At 65.2% G+C, this 17,117-nt stretch carries 16 protein-coding genes; 13 read left to right on the top strand and 3 right to left on the bottom strand.

The window, feature by feature from the left end; all coding sequences use genetic code 11:
• Window positions 1–12: 12 nt before the first annotated feature.
• Both LQR33_RS07265 and LQR33_RS07260 read left to right on the top strand, forming a co-directional pair.
• Entirely contained in the window at window positions 13–1,161 is a 1,149-nt protein-coding gene (locus LQR33_RS07265; RefSeq protein ID WP_166439425.1) for an EmrA/EmrK family multidrug efflux transporter periplasmic adaptor subunit, read from the top strand.
• Between the two features lie 12 nt (window positions 1,162–1,173).
• Window positions 1,174–2,706, top strand: coding sequence for a DHA2 family efflux MFS transporter permease subunit (locus tag LQR33_RS07260; protein WP_166439426.1), 1,533 nt, complete (start codon window positions 1,174–1,176; stop codon window positions 2,704–2,706).
• 78 nt (window positions 2,707–2,784) lie between these two features.
• On the opposite strand, the gene LQR33_RS07255 is transcribed toward LQR33_RS07260, so the two are convergent.
• A complete protein-coding gene (locus LQR33_RS07255) occupies window positions 2,785–3,654 on the bottom strand; it encodes a LysR family transcriptional regulator (RefSeq protein ID WP_166439427.1) in 870 nt (289 codons plus the stop codon).
• A gap of 104 nt (window positions 3,655–3,758) precedes the next feature.
• Here LQR33_RS07255 and LQR33_RS07250 point away from each other — a divergent pair, with 104 nt between their 5' ends.
• The gene (locus tag LQR33_RS07250) at window positions 3,759–4,784 is read left to right on the top strand and encodes a YeiH family protein (RefSeq protein WP_231468187.1); all 1,026 of its coding nucleotides are present in this window, start codon (window positions 3,759–3,761) and stop codon (window positions 4,782–4,784) included.
• Between the two features lie 72 nt (window positions 4,785–4,856).
• Here the strand turns inward: LQR33_RS07250 and LQR33_RS07245 are convergent, their stop codons facing one another.
• Together LQR33_RS07245 and LQR33_RS07240 are read right to left on the bottom strand one after the other, a co-directional pair.
• On the bottom strand, window positions 4,857–5,045 hold the full coding sequence (locus LQR33_RS07245; RefSeq protein WP_166439429.1) for a YbdD/YjiX family protein: 189 nt from the start codon (window positions 5,043–5,045) through the stop codon (window positions 4,857–4,859).
• Entirely contained in the window at window positions 5,038–7,104 is a 2,067-nt protein-coding gene (locus LQR33_RS07240) for a carbon starvation CstA family protein (RefSeq protein ID WP_166439430.1), read from the bottom strand. The genes LQR33_RS07245 and LQR33_RS07240 overlap by 8 nt, the downstream gene beginning before the upstream one ends.
• A 177-nt stretch (window positions 7,105–7,281) precedes the next feature.
• On the opposite strand from LQR33_RS07240, the gene LQR33_RS07235 reads away from it, so the two are divergent.
• From LQR33_RS07235 to LQR33_RS07190, 10 genes are all read left to right on the top strand, one after another.
• Window positions 7,282–7,995 (top strand): winged helix-turn-helix domain-containing protein, encoded by a 714-nt coding sequence (locus tag LQR33_RS07235; RefSeq protein ID WP_021476894.1) that lies wholly within the window; start codon window positions 7,282–7,284, stop codon window positions 7,993–7,995.
• 3 nt (window positions 7,996–7,998) lie between these two features.
• Complete coding sequence (locus LQR33_RS07230) at window positions 7,999–9,351, top strand: ATP-binding protein (RefSeq protein WP_221663987.1); 1,353 nt, start codon at window positions 7,999–8,001, stop codon at window positions 9,349–9,351.
• A 97-nt stretch (window positions 9,352–9,448) separates the two neighbouring features.
• On the top strand, window positions 9,449–10,270 hold the full coding sequence (locus LQR33_RS07225) for an alpha/beta hydrolase (protein WP_046156140.1): 822 nt from the start codon (window positions 9,449–9,451) through the stop codon (window positions 10,268–10,270).
• 226 nt (window positions 10,271–10,496) lie between these two features.
• Window positions 10,497–11,099: an outer membrane beta-barrel protein gene (locus LQR33_RS07220; RefSeq protein ID WP_221667623.1), complete on the top strand. Its 603-nt coding sequence runs from the start codon at window positions 10,497–10,499 to the stop codon at window positions 11,097–11,099.
• A 115-nt stretch (window positions 11,100–11,214) separates the two neighbouring features.
• Complete coding sequence (hemF, locus tag LQR33_RS07215) at window positions 11,215–12,123, top strand: oxygen-dependent coproporphyrinogen oxidase (protein ID WP_231468185.1); 909 nt, start codon at window positions 11,215–11,217, stop codon at window positions 12,121–12,123.
• A gap of 103 nt (window positions 12,124–12,226) precedes the next feature.
• Window positions 12,227–13,879 (top strand): ArnT family glycosyltransferase, encoded by a 1,653-nt coding sequence (locus tag LQR33_RS07210; protein ID WP_231468183.1) that lies wholly within the window; start codon window positions 12,227–12,229, stop codon window positions 13,877–13,879.
• A gap of 39 nt (window positions 13,880–13,918) precedes the next feature.
• The gene (locus tag LQR33_RS07205) at window positions 13,919–14,290 is read left to right on the top strand and encodes an SMR family transporter (RefSeq protein WP_021476900.1); all 372 of its coding nucleotides are present in this window, start codon (window positions 13,919–13,921) and stop codon (window positions 14,288–14,290) included.
• 18 nt (window positions 14,291–14,308) lie between these two features.
• Window positions 14,309–15,433 carry a DegT/DnrJ/EryC1/StrS family aminotransferase gene (locus LQR33_RS07200; protein ID WP_231468180.1) on the top strand — a complete coding sequence of 375 codons (1,125 nt, stop codon included), beginning with the start codon at window positions 14,309–14,311 and terminating at the stop codon, window positions 15,431–15,433.
• A gap of 5 nt (window positions 15,434–15,438) precedes the next feature.
• Window positions 15,439–16,389: a glycosyltransferase gene (locus tag LQR33_RS07195; RefSeq protein WP_221663994.1), complete on the top strand. Its 951-nt coding sequence runs from the start codon at window positions 15,439–15,441 to the stop codon at window positions 16,387–16,389.
• Window positions 16,386–17,117: formyltransferase (locus LQR33_RS07190; protein WP_231468178.1), on the top strand; the 732-nt coding region annotated here is incomplete at its 3' end. The genes LQR33_RS07195 and LQR33_RS07190, both read left to right, overlap by 4 nt.

Here is a 17,117-nt window from a genome sequence, read left to right as displayed (position 1 = left end):
GACACACATCAAATGGATCAGAAACTGGAAACCGCGAAGAGCCGCAAACGCAACCTGCTGGTGGCCACCACCCTGTTCGCCGCCATCGCCATCGGCTACGGCGCTTACTGGTCGTTGGTGCTGAGCCACCAGGAAGACACCGACGACGCCTATGTCGGCGGCCACCTGGTGCAGGTCACCCCGGAAGTGGGCGGCACCGTCGCCAAGATCCTGGTTGACGATACCGTGGCGGTGAAGGCCGGCCAGGTGCTGGTCAGCTACGACAACAGCGATGCCCAACTGGCTTTCGAACGCGCCCGCAACGAATTCGCCCAAACCGTGCGCCAGACCCGCCAACTGATGGCCAACAGCCAGCAGCTTGACGCCCAGGTGGCGCTGCGCCAAGCCGAGCTGTCCCGCGCCGAATCCGACCTGAAGCGCCGCAAGCAGCTGGCCGGCAGCGAGGCGATGTCCGCGGAGGAACTGGGGCACGCAAGCGACGCCGCCGCCGCCGCCCAGGCCGCGCTAGCCGCGGCCCAGGAGCAGGCCAAGGCCGGCCTGGCGCTGGTAGGCAAGGACGAGCTCGCGCACCAGCCGGCGGTCAAAGCCGCCGCCAGCCGCCTGAAGGAAGCCTGGCTCGCGCTGCAGCGCACCGAGATCAAGTCTCCGGTGAACGGCACCGTCGCCCGCCGCAACGTGCAGGTGGGCCAGCGCGTCGCCGCCGGCACGCCGATGATGGCCGTGGTGCCGCTGGAGCACCTGTGGGTGGACGCCAACTTCAAGGAAGGCCAGCTGGCCAAAATCCGCATCGGCCAGCCGGTGGAACTGAAGTCAGACCTGTACGGCGGCAAGGTGGTCTACCACGGCAAAGTGCAGGGCCTGTCCGCCGGCACCGGCAGCGCCTTCTCGTTGCTGCCGGCGCAAAACGCCACCGGCAACTGGATCAAGGTGGTGCAACGCGTGCCGGTTCGCATCGCGCTCGACCCCAAGGATCTGCAGGAGCACCCGCTGCGCGTCGGCCTGTCTATCGACGCGGTGGTGGACACTAGCAACCAGGACGGCAAGTCGCTGGCCGAAGCCGCCCCGGCGACCGTGGTCAGCGAGCACAACGGCACCCTGCCGGACCTGAAACAGGCCGACAAGCTGGTCGCCGAAATCCTGGCCGCCAACGCCGGCAAGTAAGGACGCCCACCCATGAACCATCCGCCACTGAGCGGCTCGAAACTGGTTTGGATCACGCTGGCGCTGTCGATGTCTGTGTTCATGCAAGTGCTGGACACCACCATCGCCAACGTGGCGCTGCCCACCATCTCGGGCAACCTCGGCGCCGCGACCAGCCAGGGCACCTGGGTGATCACCTCGTTCGGCGTCGCCAACGCCATCGCCGTGCCGCTGACCGGCTGGCTGGCAAAACGCTTCGGCGAGGTGAAGCTGTTCACCGCGTCCACGCTGCTGTTCGTGCTGACCTCCTGGCTGTGCGGCATGTCAGGCAGCCTGGAAATGCTGATTTTCTTCCGCGTGCTGCAAGGCGCGGTGGCCGGTCCGATGATTCCACTGTCGCAGAGCTTGCTGATGTCATGCTACCCACCAGCCAAGAAGAGCATGGCGCTGGCGCTATGGGCGATGACAGTGATCGTCGCGCCGGTGTTCGGCCCGATTCTGGGCGGCGTGATCAGCGACAACTGGCACTGGGGCTGGATTTTCTTCATCAACGTGCCGGTGGGGCTCGCCGCCGCCTTCATCTCCTGGCGCATCCTGAAGAGCCGCGAAACCGACACCTTCGAGCTGCCCATCGACAAGCTCGGCCTGGCCTTGCTGGTAATCGGAGTCGGTTCGCTGCAGATGGTGCTGGACCGCGGCAAGGAGCTGGACTGGTTCAACTCCGCCGAAATTCTCACCCTGGCCGTGATCGCCTTCCTGGCGCTGACCTACCTAGTGATCTGGGAACTGGGCGAGGAACACCCCATCGTCGACCTGTCGCTGTTCAGCCAGCGCAACTTCACCGTCGGCACCGTCGCCATCAGCCTGGGCTTCATGCTGTACTTCGGCGCCGTGGTGCTGCTGCCACTGATGCTGCAAACCCAGCTGGGCTACACCGCCACCTGGGCCGGCCTCGCCGCCGCGCCGATCGGCCTGATCCCGGTAGTGCTGTCGCCCATCATCGGCAAGAACGCCCACCGTTGGGACATGCGCTGGATCGTCACCGTAAGCTTCAGCGTGTATGCCATCTGCTTCTTCTGGCGCAGCACCTTCAACACCGACATGGACTTCTCCTACGTGGTGTGGCCACAGGTGGTGCAAGGCATAGGCGTGGCTTGCTTCTTCATGCCGCTGACGACGATCACGCTGTCCGGCCTGCATCCGTCGCGGATCGCCAGCGCGTCCAGCCTGTCCAACTTCCTGCGGATTCTGGCCGGCAGCATCGGCACCTCGATCACGACGACGATGTGGGATCGCCGCGAGGCGCAGCACCACTCCAAGCTGACCGAGCATGTGACGCAGTACGATCCGGCTTCGGTGTCGTGGTTCGATACCATGGGCAAGCTCGGCCTGGGACCCAGCCAACAGCAGGCGCTGACCCAGCTGCAGATCACCAAGCAGGGCTACATCATGGCGGCCAACGAGATCTTCTGGTTCTGCGGCATCCTGTTCGTCCTGCTGATCGGCCTGGTATGGTTCGCCAAGCCGCCGTTCACTGCATCCGGCGGCGACAGCGGCGCGCACTAGGACAGACCAAGAAAATCCCAGATGCCGCGTTGCCTCGCGGGCTGCAAAACGGGCAAGACCTCACGGTCTTGCCCGTTTTCATTTCAGGTGGCGATCAAAAGCCGCCATCCCACGGCCGATCGCCTTGTCGCGGTGCTGGACGCGGTACAGCGTCCGAGTCAGCAACGGCAGGTCGGCATCCACCTCCACCACGCTGCCGGTCGCCAGCAGATCGGCCACCACGTGCCGCGACAGGCAACTGACGCCGAGCCCCGCCGCCACCGCGTGCTTGATCGCCTCCGAGTGGCCCAGTTCCATGCTGATCGATAGCCGCATCAGATGCGGCAGCAGCACCCGCTCCACTTCCTCGCGGGTGCCGGAGCCGGCCTCGCGCAGTATCCATTCCGCCTCGGCCAGCTCTGCCGCCGCCACCTTGCGGCCGGCCAGCGGATGAGATACGGCGGCGAACACCAGCAACTCATCCTGCCGCCAGGGGCTGGCCAACAGTTCCGGATGGTGGCACGGACCCTCGATCAGGCCGAAATCGACGCGGAACGCCGCCACCGCCTCGACGATGTCGCGGGTATTGGCCACCTCCAGCTCCAGCCGCGCCTGCGGCCAATCCCGGCGGAAAGCGGCCAGCAACGGCGGCAGCAGGTAGTTGGCGATGGTGGTGCTGGCGCCGATGCGCAAGGCCAGCCCGCCGCCGTCGAACAGGCCCTGTACATCGCCTGCGGCATCCAGCAGCGCGCGGGCGCGCGGCAACAGCAGGCGGCCGTGCTCGTTGATCAGCAGCCGCCGCCCGACGCGATCGAACAGCTTGGCGCCCAGCCCTTGCTCCAGCTTATCCAGCGCCTGGCTGGCGGCAGACTGCGTCAGCGCCACCCGCTCGGCCGCGCGCGTCACCGTGTCCAGTTCCGCCACCGCGACGAACACCTCCAGCTCCCGCAGGCTGATGCGCAGGCTCATGCCGGCTCCTAAGCAGTTTTATTAATGATATCTATTAATTTTATCCGTTTTTTTACTTATCAACAGTGGCGTATCTTGGGCATATACCAAAGAGGCATTAACATATGACCAATTATCGCAACCTGATTCCCGGCCTGGCGTTGTCGCTGGGCCTGGCCGGCGCGGCCATCTGGGCCGCGGAGCTTCCGGCGATGAAAAGCCTGGGCCTGTCGGCCCTCACCCTCGCCATCGTCGGCGGCATGATCGTCGGCAACACCGTCTACCGTTTCATTGCCGAGCCCAGCCACCACGGCGTGACCTTCTCCAAGCAGAAGCTGCTGCGCGCCGGCATCATTCTGTTCGGCTTCAAGCTGACGTTCCAGGACATCGCCGCCGTCGGTTTCTCCGGCGTGCTGATCGACGCGCTGGTGCTGACCTCCACCTTCTTGCTGGCTTTCTGGCTGGGCCGCAAAAAACTGGGCCTGGATGAGCAGAGCGTGATCCTGATCGGCGCCGGCAGCTCGATCTGCGGCGCGGCCGCGGTGCTGGCCACAGAGCCGGTGATCAAGGCCCATGCGGAGAAAGTGGCCGTCGCGGTGGCCACCGTGGTGGTGTTCGGCACCGCGGCGATGTTCCTGTGGCCGCTGATGTACGACGCGGTGCGCCATCTGGGCATCTCGGAATTCAGCTACGGCCTGTTCGCCGGCTCCACCATCCACGAAGTGGCGCAGGCCGTCGCCGCCGGCAAATCGGTCAGCGACGCGGCGATGAACACCGCGGTGATCACCAAGATGATCCGCGTGATGATGCTGGCGCCGTTCCTGATCGCCCTGTCCGCCTGGCTTGCGGCCAAGCACAGCGGAAGCAAAACGCAGAAGCAACCGATCTCCATCCCCTGGTTCGCCGTCGCCTTCCTCATAGTGGCCGGCTTCAACTCCTTCGACCTGCTGCCGCGCGCGCTGCTGCAACAAATCATCTCGCTGGACAACCTGCTGCTGGCGGCCGCGATGGGCGCGCTGGGCCTGACCACCCACATCTCGGCCATCCGCCAGGCCGGCGCCAAGCCGCTGCTGTTGGCCAGCGCGCTGTTCGGCTGGCTGATCGTCGGCGGCGGCCTGATCAACGCCGGCGTCGCGACGCTGCTGCATTGACCCCACGCCAAGGGAAGATGAATGAAAAACGCCCGGCCAAGCCGGGCGTTTTCTATGCCGAGCCGAGAGGGCTCAGCACGGACACTTCCTCACGCCCTTGCCGCCGTAGCGCTGCTCCTGGCAATAGCGGAAGAACGCTTCGCGGCTCATCACCTGGGCCTCGGGATCGAAACGACGGCGACGGCTGACATAGACATCGTAGTCGCGCTGGCCCACCATCAGCCGGGCGGTGCGCACCACCGCCCTCCATAACTCAGCCATTGGCGCCCTCCTGCCGGTATACCGCCGGCACTTCCTTGGCCGTCACCCACTTCACCGCCAGCGACTTGCGGATCACATGGATGCCGAACACCAGCATCGCCAGCACCACCGCCATGAACAGCGCGGTCAGCGTGGCGTCCACATAATCATTGAAGATGATCTGCTGCATTTGCGCCATGTTCTTGGCCGGCGCCAGCAGCTCGCCCTTGGCCGCGGCGGCGGAGAACTTGTCGGCGTGGGCCAGGAAGCTGATCTTGGGGCTGGTGGCGAACAGCTTTTGCCAGCCGGCGGTCAGCGTGGCCAGCAGCAGCCAGACAGTGGGCAGCGCGGTCACCCACACGTAGCGCGTCTTCTGCATCTTCACCAACACCACAGTGGCCAGCGTCAGCGCGATGCCGGCCAGCATCTGGTTGGCGATGCCGAACAGCGGCCACAGCGTGTTGATGCCGCCCAGCGGATCCACCACACCCTGGTACAGGAAATAGCCCCAGGCGGCGACGGCGAGGCCGGTGGCGACGAAGTTGGCCGCCCAAGACTCGGTGTTGGCCATCGGCTTGATGAACACGCCCAGCAGGTCCTGGATCATGAAGCGCAGCACGCGGGTGCCGGCGTCGACGGTGGTGAGGATGAACAGCGCTTCGAACAGGATGGCGAAGTGGTACCAGAACGCCATCATGGTCTTGCCGCCGATCACGCCGGACAGGATATGGGCCATGCCCACCGCCAGCGTCGGCGCGCCGCCGGCGCGCGACAGCACGGTATGCTCGCCGACGTCGGCCGCCAACTGGGTAAGCGCGTCCGGCGTGATGACGAAGCCCCAGCCGGAGATCACCTGGGCGGCGTCCGCCGCGGTCTTGCCGATCAGGGCCGCCGGGCTGTTCATCGCGAAATAGACACCCGGGTCCAGCACGCAGGCGGCGATCAGCGCCATGATGGCGACGAAGCTTTCCACCAGCATCGCGCCGTAGCCGATCATGCGGGCGTGGGATTCGTTCTCGATCAGCTTAGGCGTGGTGCCGGAAGCCACCAGCGAGTGGAAGCCGGACACCGCGCCGCAGGCGATGGTGATGAACAGGAAGGGGAACAGGTTGCCGGCGAACACCGGGCCGCTGCCGTCGATGAACTTGGTGACCGACGGCATGTGCAGCGGCGGCGCCACCACCAGGATGCCGATGGCCAGACCGACGATGGTGCCGATCTTGAGGAAGGTGGACAGGTAGTCCCGCGGCGCCAGCAGCAGCCACACCGGCAGCACCGAGGCGATGAAGCCGTAGCCGATCAGTGTCCAGGCCAGCGTGGTGCCCTTCAGCGTGAACAGCGGCGCCAGCGTCGCGCTCTTGGCGACGTCGCCGCCGTAGACGATGGCCAGCATCAACAGGATGAAGCCCATCACCGACACCTCGCCGATCTTGCCCGGACGGATGAAGCGGGTGTACACGCCCATGAACAGCGCGATCGGAATGGTGCAGGCGATGGTGAAGGTGCCCCACGGGCTGTCGGCCAGCGCCTTGACCACCACCAGCGCCAGCACCGCCAGCAGGATCACCATGATCATCAGCACGCCGATGGAGGCGATCACGCCGGCGATGTCGCCCATCTCCTGGCGTATCATCTCGCCCAGCGACTTGCCGTCGCGGCGCATCGACAGGAACAGGGTGAGAAAATCCTGCACCGCCCCCGCCAGCATCACCCCGACCAGAATCCACAGCGTGCCCGGCAGGTAGCCCATCTGCGCGGCCAGCACCGGGCCCACCAGCGGGCCGGCGCCGGCGATGGCGGCGAAGTGGTGGCCGAACACCACCCACTTGTTGGTGGGCACGTAATCGAGCCCGTCGTTGAATTTCTCAGCCGGCGTCAGCCGGCGCGCGTCGAGCTCCAGCACCTTGTCGGCGATGAAGCGGCCATAGAAGCGGTAGGCGATCGCGTAGACCGACAAGGCGGCCACCACCAGCCACACCGCGTTGATCGTCTCGCCGCGGTTGAGCGCCACCATGGCGAAGGCCGTCGCCCCCGCCAGCGCCACCAGCAGCCAGACCACGCACTGTTTGACCTGTTGCATAAGGATGTCCCTGTTCTCTCTATTTCTCCCGGCGCTTGCGGCGGCAGCCCATCTGTCCGCCGCGGTCCGGCTTGGGTACTGCTGCTTTGATTCTGTCGGCATAGCAGCCGAAACACAAGCCTGCCAGCCCGATGCGCCCGTGTTACTATTTTTGCTGGGAAATCGGGATACCTCGCAATGCCACAACACATTCTGATTGTCGAAGACGACGCCAGACTGGCCGAACTGATCGCCGCCTACCTGACCAAGCACGGTTACCAGGTCAGCCTGCACGGACGCGGCGACACCGCGCCCGCCTTCATCCTGGAAACCCGTCCGGACCTGGTGGTGCTGGACGTGATGCTGCCGGGCAAGGAAGGCTTCGACGTCTGCCGCGATGTCCGCCCCCACTACGGCGGCCGCATCCTGATGATGACCGCGCGCGACGAGGACGTGGACGAGATTCTGGGCCTGGAGCTGGGCGCCGACGACTATCTGGCCAAGCCGGTGGAGCCGCGCCGGCTGCTGGCCCGCATCCGCGCGCTGCTGCGCCGCAGCGGCGGCGCCCGCCAGGAGAGCGGCGGTGTCGCCATCGAAAACGACGGCATCACCTTCGGCCAGTTCAGCATCAGCCAGGCCACCCGCGAAGCGCTGCTGGGCGACGAGCAGATCGAGCTGACCACCGCCGAGTTCGACCTGTTGTGGCTGCTGGCCACCCATGCCGGCCAGGTGCTGTCGCGCGACGACATCATGAGCGAGTTGCGCGGCATCGGCTTCGACGGCCTCGACCGCTCGATCGACGCCCGCATCTCGCGGCTGCGCCGCAAGCTGGGCGACAATCCGGACGCGCCGGCGCGGATCAAGACCGTGCGCGGCAAGGGCTATCTGTTCTCGCGCAGCGACTGGGAATAGCCGATGCCGTCCAAGAACCTCCGCGGCTGGCTGCGCCCATCGCTGGGTACGCTGTTCGCCCGCTACTTCCTGATCACCATGCTGATACAGCTGTTGATCATCATCGGCTTCGGCTTCCTGGTGACCAAGCTGTACGAGAACAGCGACCAGGCCGGCAAGACCCTGTTCATGCGCGGCACGGTGGCGCTGATCCAAGACAGGCTGCGGGACCAGCCGCCGCAGCGCTGGAACGCGGAGCTGGCCTCCATCGCCAGCCGCTTCAGCTACCCGATCCGACTGCTGGACCAGCCCCCTGCCGAGCTGGGCGACAAGGCGCTGGCGGTGCTGGGCCACGGCCAGCCCTACCTCGACGCAGACAGTCAAATCCTGTACGCGTCGGCGCCGTCCCGCCCCGGGCTGCTGGCGCTGGGCCCGCTGGACATGCAGTCCAACGACAGCAACTGGATCAGCGAGGACATCGAGGTGCTGCTGATCTGGATGCTGCTGTCCGGCGCCACGCTGGGCACCCTGCTCTACTTCATCCTGCGCCCGCTGTGGACCGACTTGCTGGAAGTGCGGCGCACCGCCGAAGTGTTCGCCGAGGGCGATTTCAGCGCCCGCGCCCGCTCGGCCAAGAGCCGGCTGTTCGCGCCGCTGCCGCTGGCCTTCAACAGCATGGCCTCGCGTCTGGAGCGCCAGCTGGAAACCCGTCAGGCGCTGTCGCACGCCATTGCCCACGAAATCCGCACGCCCATCGCCCGGCTGCGTTTCGGCCTGACCATGCTGGAAGAGGAAGAAGACCCGACGGAGTGGAAGCGCTACCGCGACGGCATGGAACGCGACATGCTGGAGTTGGAGGAGCTGATCAGCACCAGCATGGAGTTCGCCAAGCTGCGCCGCAGCGAGGTGCCGCTGCACCTGGAAACCGTGGACCTGTTCGACTGGTTCGACGATCTGATCGATCTGGTCACGCCGCTGAAGCCGGCGCACTTGTCGCTGTCGCTGGAATGCCCGCGCGAAGACGGCGCCTTCGACCGCAAGCTGATGTACATCGCCACCCGCAATTTGCTGCTGAACGCGTTCAAGTACGCTCAATCTCAAGTCAGGATGCGGGTCTACCACCAGGGCTCTCAGTTGATCATGGAAGTGGACGACGACGGCTGCGGCATCCCGGAGGAAGACCGCGACAAAGTGTTCGAGCCTTTTCTGCGGCTGGACCGCAGCCGCGACCGCGCCACCGGCGGCCACGGTCTGGGCCTGTCCTTCGTGCGCCTGATCGCCGAACACCACCACGGCCACGCCAGCGCCGGCTCCAGCGAGCTGGGCGGCGCGCGTTTTCGCATGATCATTGCGCAGCCGGCCCCTAGCGGGCAATAAGTCACTCATTGTCACAAAGCATCGACAGGAAGCCCACAGACCGCTTGCCGCCATTTGCCGATAATTCCCATCATTAGAAATGACAGGAATATGCAGAATGGTTTCCTCACGACCGGCGGCGTTGCTGGTGCATGGACTCGGCGGCACAGCCTATGATCTGGGCGCGCTGGGCCGCACTTTGGAAGACGCCGACATCGTTACCCACTCCCCGGTGCTGCCCGGTCACGGCGGCTCGCCGGAAGACCTGCTCGGCGTAGGCTGGGAAGATTGGGTGGAAAGCATTCGCGCCGAATACCGCGCGCTGAAGGCCAAGCACAAAGTGGTGCACCTGGCCGGCGTCTGCCTGGGCGGCCTGGTAGCGCTGGAAGTGGCGCGCCGCGAGAAGCATCAGGACAAGCTGGCGCTGTACGCGCCTCCGGTGTTTCTGGACGGCTGGAGCCTGCCCAAGCTGACCTGGCTGCGCCACGCCGTGTATCACGTTCCCCGGCTGGCCAAGAAAATGCGCGTGCCCGAGGTGTCGCCATTCGGCATCAAGAACGCCCGCATCCGCAAGGCGATCCAGCAGCGCTTCGAACGCGGCGACCGTTTCCACTACGCCTACATCCCGCTGATGTGCATCCGCGAAGTGGACCGCCTGCGCCGCCAATTGCTGCCGCGCCTGGCCGAGATCACCTGTCCCACGCTGATCGTCCACGCCGACGAGGACGACATCACCAGCCCGAGGTCCGCCCACCACCTGATGCAATACCTGGGCGGCCCGGTGGACTTCATGCCGCTGTCCAACAGCTATCATATGGTGATGGTGGACAACGAGCGCGCCGAAGTGCTGCAGCGCAGCCTGAAGTTCTTCAACAGCCAGCCCAAGCCGACGCAACCGGTCGAACAGGCCTGCGGCTGGACCGCATTCGCGGCGGCCTGAAGCCTCCCCTCCCCGTCAATCAAACCGCCCGCCGTCCGCGGGCGGTTTTGTTTGCGCCCGGATACTAGAGACAAATCCCGGCCAACCTCTTCATGACAGATTGTTCATGTAAGTCCTGTTTTACATTTAGTTACAGAACCTACTCTCACCCCCATCACAAGCCAGACAAATCAGCCGCGTTCTTCCTAGAGAATGTTTACTCTATTAATAAAACCTAATGATTAAAATGAAACACATCATTATCGCATCCGTGTTGAGCCTGTCCGCCCTGACCGCCCACGCCGCCGACAACGGCGCCTACGTGTTCGGCAATCTGGGATACAACTCCAGCAAAATGAAAATGTTCGGCGATACCGGAGGCGTGCAACTGCAAAACAACAAAGCGGGCGGCGCCAGCTGGGAAATCGGCGCCGGTTACCGCATCAACCCCTACCTGGCGACTGAACTGTCCTACGCCGATTTCGGCAAGATGCAAGGCGACATCGCCACCCCTCGCGGCACCCTCACGCCGTCGATTGCTCTGCGCGCCGAGCGCGTGGCTGTCCTCGGCATTTTGCCGGTGGCGGACAATCTGGAAGTGTTTGGCAAACTCAGTCTGAACAATGTTCATGCCAACACCAAGCTACAGGGCCCTTCGGGCTCCTTCTCCGAGAAGAAAAGCAATGTCAAAGCCGGCGTAGGCTTCGGCGCCAGCTACGCCGTCAACAAGAACTTGTCCGTGCGCGGCGAATACGAATACATCGCCGCCCGTTACCAGGCAGGGGACGATGCAGGCCTGAAAACCAATGGCATCAATCTGTTCAAAGCCGGCCTGAGCTACCAGTTCTAAAGCCTTGCCGATTGCCCGCCTCCCGGCGGGCAATTTTCATTGCCCCTCTGCCTCATCTTCGCGATGTCGCCTCTGCTACAATCTGCTCCAACTTCCTTGCGAGACAGATCCCACCATGAGCCACCCGCATAGCGACGCCGTCAAATCCTTCCTGCTGGACCTGCAAGACCGCATCTGCGCGGCGCTGGAACAGGCCGACGGCAAAGCCCAATTCGCCGAGGATGCCTGGAGCCGCGAGGCCGGCGGCGGCGGGCGCAGCCGGGTGCTGGCCGGCGGCGGGGTGTTCGAGCAGGCCGGCGTCAATTTTTCCCACGTCTACGGCGATGCGTTGCCCGCTTCCGCCACCGCGCACCGGCCGGAGCTGGCCGGCCGCTGCTTCGAAGCGATGGGCGTGTCGCTGGTGATCCATCCGTCCAATCCGCATGTGCCCACCAGCCACGCCAACGTTCGCTTCTTCATCGCGGAAAAGGACGGCGAGCCGCCGGTGTGGTGGTTCGGCGGCGGCTTCGACCTAACCCCGTATTACCCGCAAGAAGAAGACGCCGTGCACTGGCATACGGTGGCGCGCGACCTGTGCGCGCCGTTCGGCGGCGAGGTCTACCCGCGCTACAAGAAATGGTGCGACGAATACTTCCACCTGAAGCACCGCAACGAGGCGCGCGGCATCGGCGGCCTGTTCTTCGACGACCTCAACGAATGGGGCTTCGACAAGAGCTTCGCCTTCACCCGCGCGGTCGGCGACGGCTATCTGGACGCCTATCTGCCCATCGTCACCCGGCGCAAGGAACAAGCCTGGGGAGACCGCGAACGCCAGTTTCAGCTGTACCGCCGCGGACGCTACGTCGAATTCAACCTGGTCTGGGACCGCGGCACGCTGTTCGGCTTGCAGTCGGGCGGCCGCACCGAATCCATCCTGATGTCGATGCCGCCGCTGGTGCGCTGGGAATACGGCTACCAGCCAGAGCCGGGCAGCCCGGAAGCCGAGCTGTACACCGATTTCCTGCCGCCGCGCGATTGGGTGTGAGCCGCCGCTGGTTACAAACGGGCAACGCACAGAAACTTGCGGATCGGTTATCCTAGCCAGTTCGCTTTTTTGACCGATTTCGATCGACGATTCCGGAATACCGATGCACACCACCAAGGCCACCGTCGTGCCGCGCGCGCAGGAGATCGCGCTATGGCTGCTGTTCGCGCTGATCTGGTTCGGCAGCCTGGGCTACCGCGGCCTGATCCATGCCGACGAGGGCCGCTACGCGACGATCTCGCTGTTCATGCTGCACAGCGGCGACTGGATCACGCCCCGCCTCAACGGCCTGCTCTATTTCGAGAAGCCCATCCTGCAATACTGGATGGGGGCGCTGAGCTTCGCCGCCTTCGGCGTCAATGAATTCGCCGCCCGCTTCTGGCCAGGACTCACCGGCTTCCTCAGCGTGGCGGCGGTGTCGCTCACCGCGCGGCGGATGTGGGGCATCGACGCCGAGCGCTACGCGGCTCTGGCCGCCGGCGGCATGGCCTGGATCGTCGCCAACAGCCATTTCCTGTCGCTGGACATGGGCGTCAGCTTCTTCCTGACCGTAGCGCTGTGCGGCTTCCTGCTGGCGCAACGCGAAGAGGCCAGCCGCGAGGAAACCCGCTGGGCGATGTGGCTGACCTGGGCGGCGATGGCAGGCGCCACGCTGAGCAAGGGCCTGATCGGCCTGTTGATCCCCGGCGCCACCCTGGTGCTGTACAGCCTGGTCAACTGGCAATGGGCATTCTGGAAACGGATGCACTGGCTCAGCGGCCTGGCGCTGTTTTTCGCGCTCACCGCGCCGTGGTTTGTGCTGGTTTCTGAACGCAATCCGGACTTCGCCCACTTCTTCTTCATCCGCGAGCACTTCGAGCGCTTCCTCACCACCGAGCACAAGCGCACCGGCGCGCCGTGGTACTTCGTGCCCTATTTGATCCTGGGCCTCTTGCCGTGGACCACGCTGCTGCCGCGCATGGTCAGGGATGCCTGGGCTGACCGCGCCGCCGGTCTGCGCATCGGCCGCCTGCTGCTGATCTGGTGCGTGTTCATTTTCGCCTTCTTCAGCAAGTCCAGCTCCAAGCTGCCGTCCTACATCCTGCCGATGTTCCCGGCGCTGGCGCTGATGCTGGCGCACAGCCTGTCGCGCATGGCGCCGGCCGAACTGAAGAAGCACATCGCCATGCCCGCGCTGCTGTGGCTGGCGCTGCTGGCCGCCTGGCCGTTCGCCGGCCGCTTCGCCAGCGTCGACTCGCCGCCGGAAGTGATCCTGCCCTTCGCCCATTTCATCGCCGCCGGCGCGGCGGCGTTCCTGATCGCGGCCGTGTTCTCCTGGCACGCGCTGGGGAAGGAACGGATGCTGGCCGCCCTCGCCGCGCTGTCCTTCGGCAGCCTGATCGCGGTGACGCTGGCCGCCAGCGGCCACGACAGCTATGGCCGCCTGAAGGGCAGCAAGGAGATCGTCGTGCAGATCCAGCCCTACCTGACGCCGGACAGCGAAATCTACTCGGTGCGCTACTACGATCAGACCTTCCCCTACTATGTCGGCCGGCCGGTGACGCTGGTGGACTTCGTCGACGAGTTCGAATTCGGCGAGGGGCAAGAGCCGCAACACTGGCTGCCGCGCCTCGAGCAATTCGCCGAACGCTGGCGCGCCGCGCCCAAGGCGGTGGCGATGCTGGGCGACGACACTTACCGGGAATTGCAAAAGCAGGGCCTGCCGATGAAGGTGATCTACCAGGACCCGCGGCGGATGGTGGTGGCCAAGCCTTAATTCCTCCCATAGGGGGAGTCTGTTTTTGGAAATGAATGCATGAAACTGATTGAATTCGGATTGATACTGTTCGGCGTGCTGCTCAATGCCGCCGCGCAGCTGTGCTTGAAAGCCGGCGTGCGCCAGATCGGCCACTTCGACTTCTCGCTGGCCAACGCCTGGCCGACAGCCTGGTCGCTGGCCACCAACCTGCCCATCATCGGCGGCCTGTCCTGCTACGCGATCAGCGTGGTGGTATGGATCATGGCGCTGTCGCGGGTCGAAGTCAGCGTCGCCTACCCGATGCTATCCATCGGCTACGTGGTCAACGCGCTCCTGGCTTACTGGATGTTCGGCGAGGCGCTGGCCGCGCAGAAGCTCGTCGGCATCGCCGTCATCATCGTCGGCGTGGTGCTGGTCGCCCGCAGCTGATTTTCGCAAAGGTCCGACATGGAATTCCTGCCCTTCACCCGTCCCTCGATAGACGAGGACACCATCGCCGCCGTCGGCGACGTGCTGCGCTCCGGCTGGATCACCACCGGCCCGCGCTGCCTGCAGCTGGAAGCCGAGCTGTCGGCCTTCTGCGGCGGCCGCCCGGTGCGGCTGGCGGCGTCGGCCACCGCCGCGCTCGAGATGGCGCTGCAAATCGCCGGCATCGGCCCCGGCGACGAGGTCATCACCTGCCCGCTGAGCTGGATCGCCACCGCCAACGTGATCATGAAGGTGGGCGCGACGCCGGTGTTCGTCGACGCCGACCCCGCCACCCGCAACATCGACCTGGCCAAAATCGAAGCCGCGATCACGCCGCGCACCCGCGCCATCATCCCGGTGGACCTGGCCGGCCTGCCGGTGGACCGCGACCGGCTGTACGACATCGCCGGCCGCCACAAGCTGCGCGTGGTCGAAGACGCTGCCCAGTCGATGGGCGCCGGCTGGAACGGCGAGGCCATCGGCCGCGGCGGCGACCTGATCTCGTTCAGCTTTCACGCCAACAAGAACATGACCAGCGGCGAAGGCGGCTGCCTGGTGCTGAACAACGAGGAAGAAGCGCGGTTGTTCGAGAAGCTGCGGCTGCAGGGTGTCACCCGGCTGCCGGACGGCACCATGGACGTGGACGTGCTGGGCGGCAAGGCCAATATGACCGACATCGCCGCGGCGATCGGCCTCGGCCAGCTGAAACAGCTGGACCGCTTCAACGCCCGCCGCCGCGAACTGGCGCGCCTGTATTTCCAGCATTTCGACCGCTCGCTCGGCTGCGAACTGCCGCCGGAAGACTTTGTTAACAGCAACTGGCACATGTTCCAGCCGCTGCTGCCGCTGGAGCGGATGAGCATAGGCCGCGGCGAGTTCATCGCCCGGATGAAGGCGGAGAACATCGGCGTCGGCGTCCACTATCCGGCGATGCACCTGTTCGCGCTGTTCCGCTACAAAGGCTACGCCGCAGGGCAATATCCGGTAGCCGAAGACATCGGCGCGCGCACCGTCACGCTGCCGCTGTTCCCCGCGATGCGCGACGAAGACGTGCTCCGCGTCTGCCAAACCTTCAGCGCCGCGCTGCGCGCCGTTTTACACTGAGAGACATGAATACCGCCATCAACCTTTCCGTCGTCATCCCGGTCTACAACGAACAGGACGTGCTGCAGGCGCTGTTCGACCGCCTGTACCCGGCACTGGACGCGCTGAACCTGCGTTACGAGATCGTGTTCGTCAACGATGGCAGCCGCGACAAGAGCGCGGCCATGCTGGCCGACCAGTTCGGCCTGCGGCCCGACGTCACCCGCGTGGTGCTGTTCAACGGCAACTTCGGCCAGCACCGCGCGATCCTGGCTGGCTTCGAGCACAGCCGCGGCGAGCGCGTGGTGACGCTGGACGCCGATCTGCAGAATCCTCCGGAAGACATCCAACTGCTGCTGGCCGAAATGGACAAGGGCCACGACTACGTCGGCTCCATCCGCCGCCAGCGCAACGACAGCATGTGGCGCCACCTGGCCAGCCGGGCGATGAACCGCCTGCGCGAGAAGCTCACCCGGATCAAGATGACCGACCAGGGCTGCATGATGCGCGCCTACAGCCGCCGCATCATCGACACCATCAACCAGTGCAACGAGCTGCACACCTTCATTCCGGCGCTGGCCTACCAGTTCTCCCAGCATCCGACCGAAGTCGTCGTCGGCCATGAAGAGCGCTTCGCCGGCGAATCCAAGTACTCGCTGTACAGCCTGATCCGGCTGAACTTCGACCTGATGACCGGCTTCTCCATCGTCCCGCTGCAATGGTTTTCGCTGATGGGCATGGCGGTGTCGGCCGGCTCCGGCCTGTTGGTGGTCTACCTGCTGCTGCGCCGGCTGATCCTGGGGCCGGAAGTGGGCGGCGTGTTCACGCTGTTCGCCATCGCCTTCTTCCTGATCGGCCTCGCGCTGTTCGGCATCGGACTCTTGGGCGAATACATCGGCCGCATCTACCAGGAAGTCCGCTCGCGCCCGCGCTACGTGATTCAGGCGGTGCTGGAGCAAAAGGGAGGCCAGGCATGAGCCGTGCCGTCGTCTTCGCCTACCACAACGTCGGCGTGCGCTGCCTGAAGGCGCTGATCGGCCGCGGCGTCGAGGTCGCGCTGGTGGTCACCCACCAGGACAACCCGAACGAAAACATCTGGTTCGCCAGCGTGTCCCAAGTCGCGCGCGACTACGGCATCCCGGTCATCACGCCGGACGATCCCAACGCGCCGGAAGTAGTGGAGCAGGTCCAGTCGTGCCAGGCCGATTTTCTGTTCTCCTTCTACTATCGCCACATGCTGAAGGCTCCGCTCTTGGAAGCCGCGCGGCGCGGCGCGTACAATATGCACGGCTCGTTGCTGCCCAAGTACCGCGGCCGGGTGCCGATCAACTGGGCCGTCATCCACGGCGAGACCGAAACCGGCGCCACGCTGCACCAGATGAACGTCAAGCCGGACAACGGCCCGATCGTCGACCAAATGGCGGTGCCCATCCTGCCGGACGACTCCGCCGACGAGGTGTTCGCCAAGGTGACCGTCGCCGCCGAAATGGTGCTGTGGCGCAGCCTGCCCGGCCTGATCGCCGGCGACGCGCCGCACGTCCAACAGGACCTGAGCCTGGGCGGCTACTTCGGCGGCCGCAAGCCGGAAGACGGCCGCATCGACTCGCTGGCCTCGGCCGAGCGGCTGCACGATTTCGCGCGCGCGCTGACCCGGCCGTTCCCCGGCGCGTTCGCCGACACCGCCGCCGGCCGCCTGCTATTGTGG

Origin of the sequence: Chromobacterium piscinae (genome assembly GCF_021129175.1) — a bacterium.
GTDB classification, from domain to species: domain Bacteria; phylum Pseudomonadota; class Gammaproteobacteria; order Burkholderiales; family Chromobacteriaceae; genus Chromobacterium; species Chromobacterium piscinae.
This window is presented reverse-complemented; position numbering and strand designations above follow the sequence as displayed.

Coding starts and splice junctions, on each gene's coding strand:
- LQR33_RS07200 (WP_231468180.1), top strand. CDS start 14,309: ATGGAATTCCTGCCCTTCACCCGTCCCTCGATAGACGAGGACACCATC.
- LQR33_RS07255 (WP_166439427.1), bottom strand. CDS start 3,654: ATGAGCCTGCGCATCAGCCTGCGGGAGCTGGAGGTGTTCGTCGCGGTG.
- hemF (WP_231468185.1), top strand. CDS start 11,215: ATGAGCCACCCGCATAGCGACGCCGTCAAATCCTTCCTGCTGGACCTG.
- LQR33_RS07225 (WP_046156140.1), top strand. CDS start 9,449: ATGGTTTCCTCACGACCGGCGGCGTTGCTGGTGCATGGACTCGGCGGC.
- LQR33_RS07240 (WP_166439430.1), bottom strand. CDS start 7,104: ATGCAACAGGTCAAACAGTGCGTGGTCTGGCTGCTGGTGGCGCTGGCG.
- LQR33_RS07220 (WP_221667623.1), top strand. CDS start 10,497: ATGAAACACATCATTATCGCATCCGTGTTGAGCCTGTCCGCCCTGACC.
- LQR33_RS07210 (WP_231468183.1), top strand. CDS start 12,227: ATGCACACCACCAAGGCCACCGTCGTGCCGCGCGCGCAGGAGATCGCG.
- LQR33_RS07245 (WP_166439429.1), bottom strand. CDS start 5,045: ATGGCTGAGTTATGGAGGGCGGTGGTGCGCACCGCCCGGCTGATGGTG.
- LQR33_RS07235 (WP_021476894.1), top strand. CDS start 7,282: ATGCCACAACACATTCTGATTGTCGAAGACGACGCCAGACTGGCCGAA.
- LQR33_RS07230 (WP_221663987.1), top strand. CDS start 7,999: ATGCCGTCCAAGAACCTCCGCGGCTGGCTGCGCCCATCGCTGGGTACG.
- LQR33_RS07260 (WP_166439426.1), top strand. CDS start 1,174: ATGAACCATCCGCCACTGAGCGGCTCGAAACTGGTTTGGATCACGCTG.
- LQR33_RS07205 (WP_021476900.1), top strand. CDS start 13,919: ATGAAACTGATTGAATTCGGATTGATACTGTTCGGCGTGCTGCTCAAT.
- LQR33_RS07250 (WP_231468187.1), top strand. CDS start 3,759: ATGACCAATTATCGCAACCTGATTCCCGGCCTGGCGTTGTCGCTGGGC.
- LQR33_RS07195 (WP_221663994.1), top strand. CDS start 15,439: ATGAATACCGCCATCAACCTTTCCGTCGTCATCCCGGTCTACAACGAA.
- LQR33_RS07265 (WP_166439425.1), top strand. CDS start 13: ATGGATCAGAAACTGGAAACCGCGAAGAGCCGCAAACGCAACCTGCTG.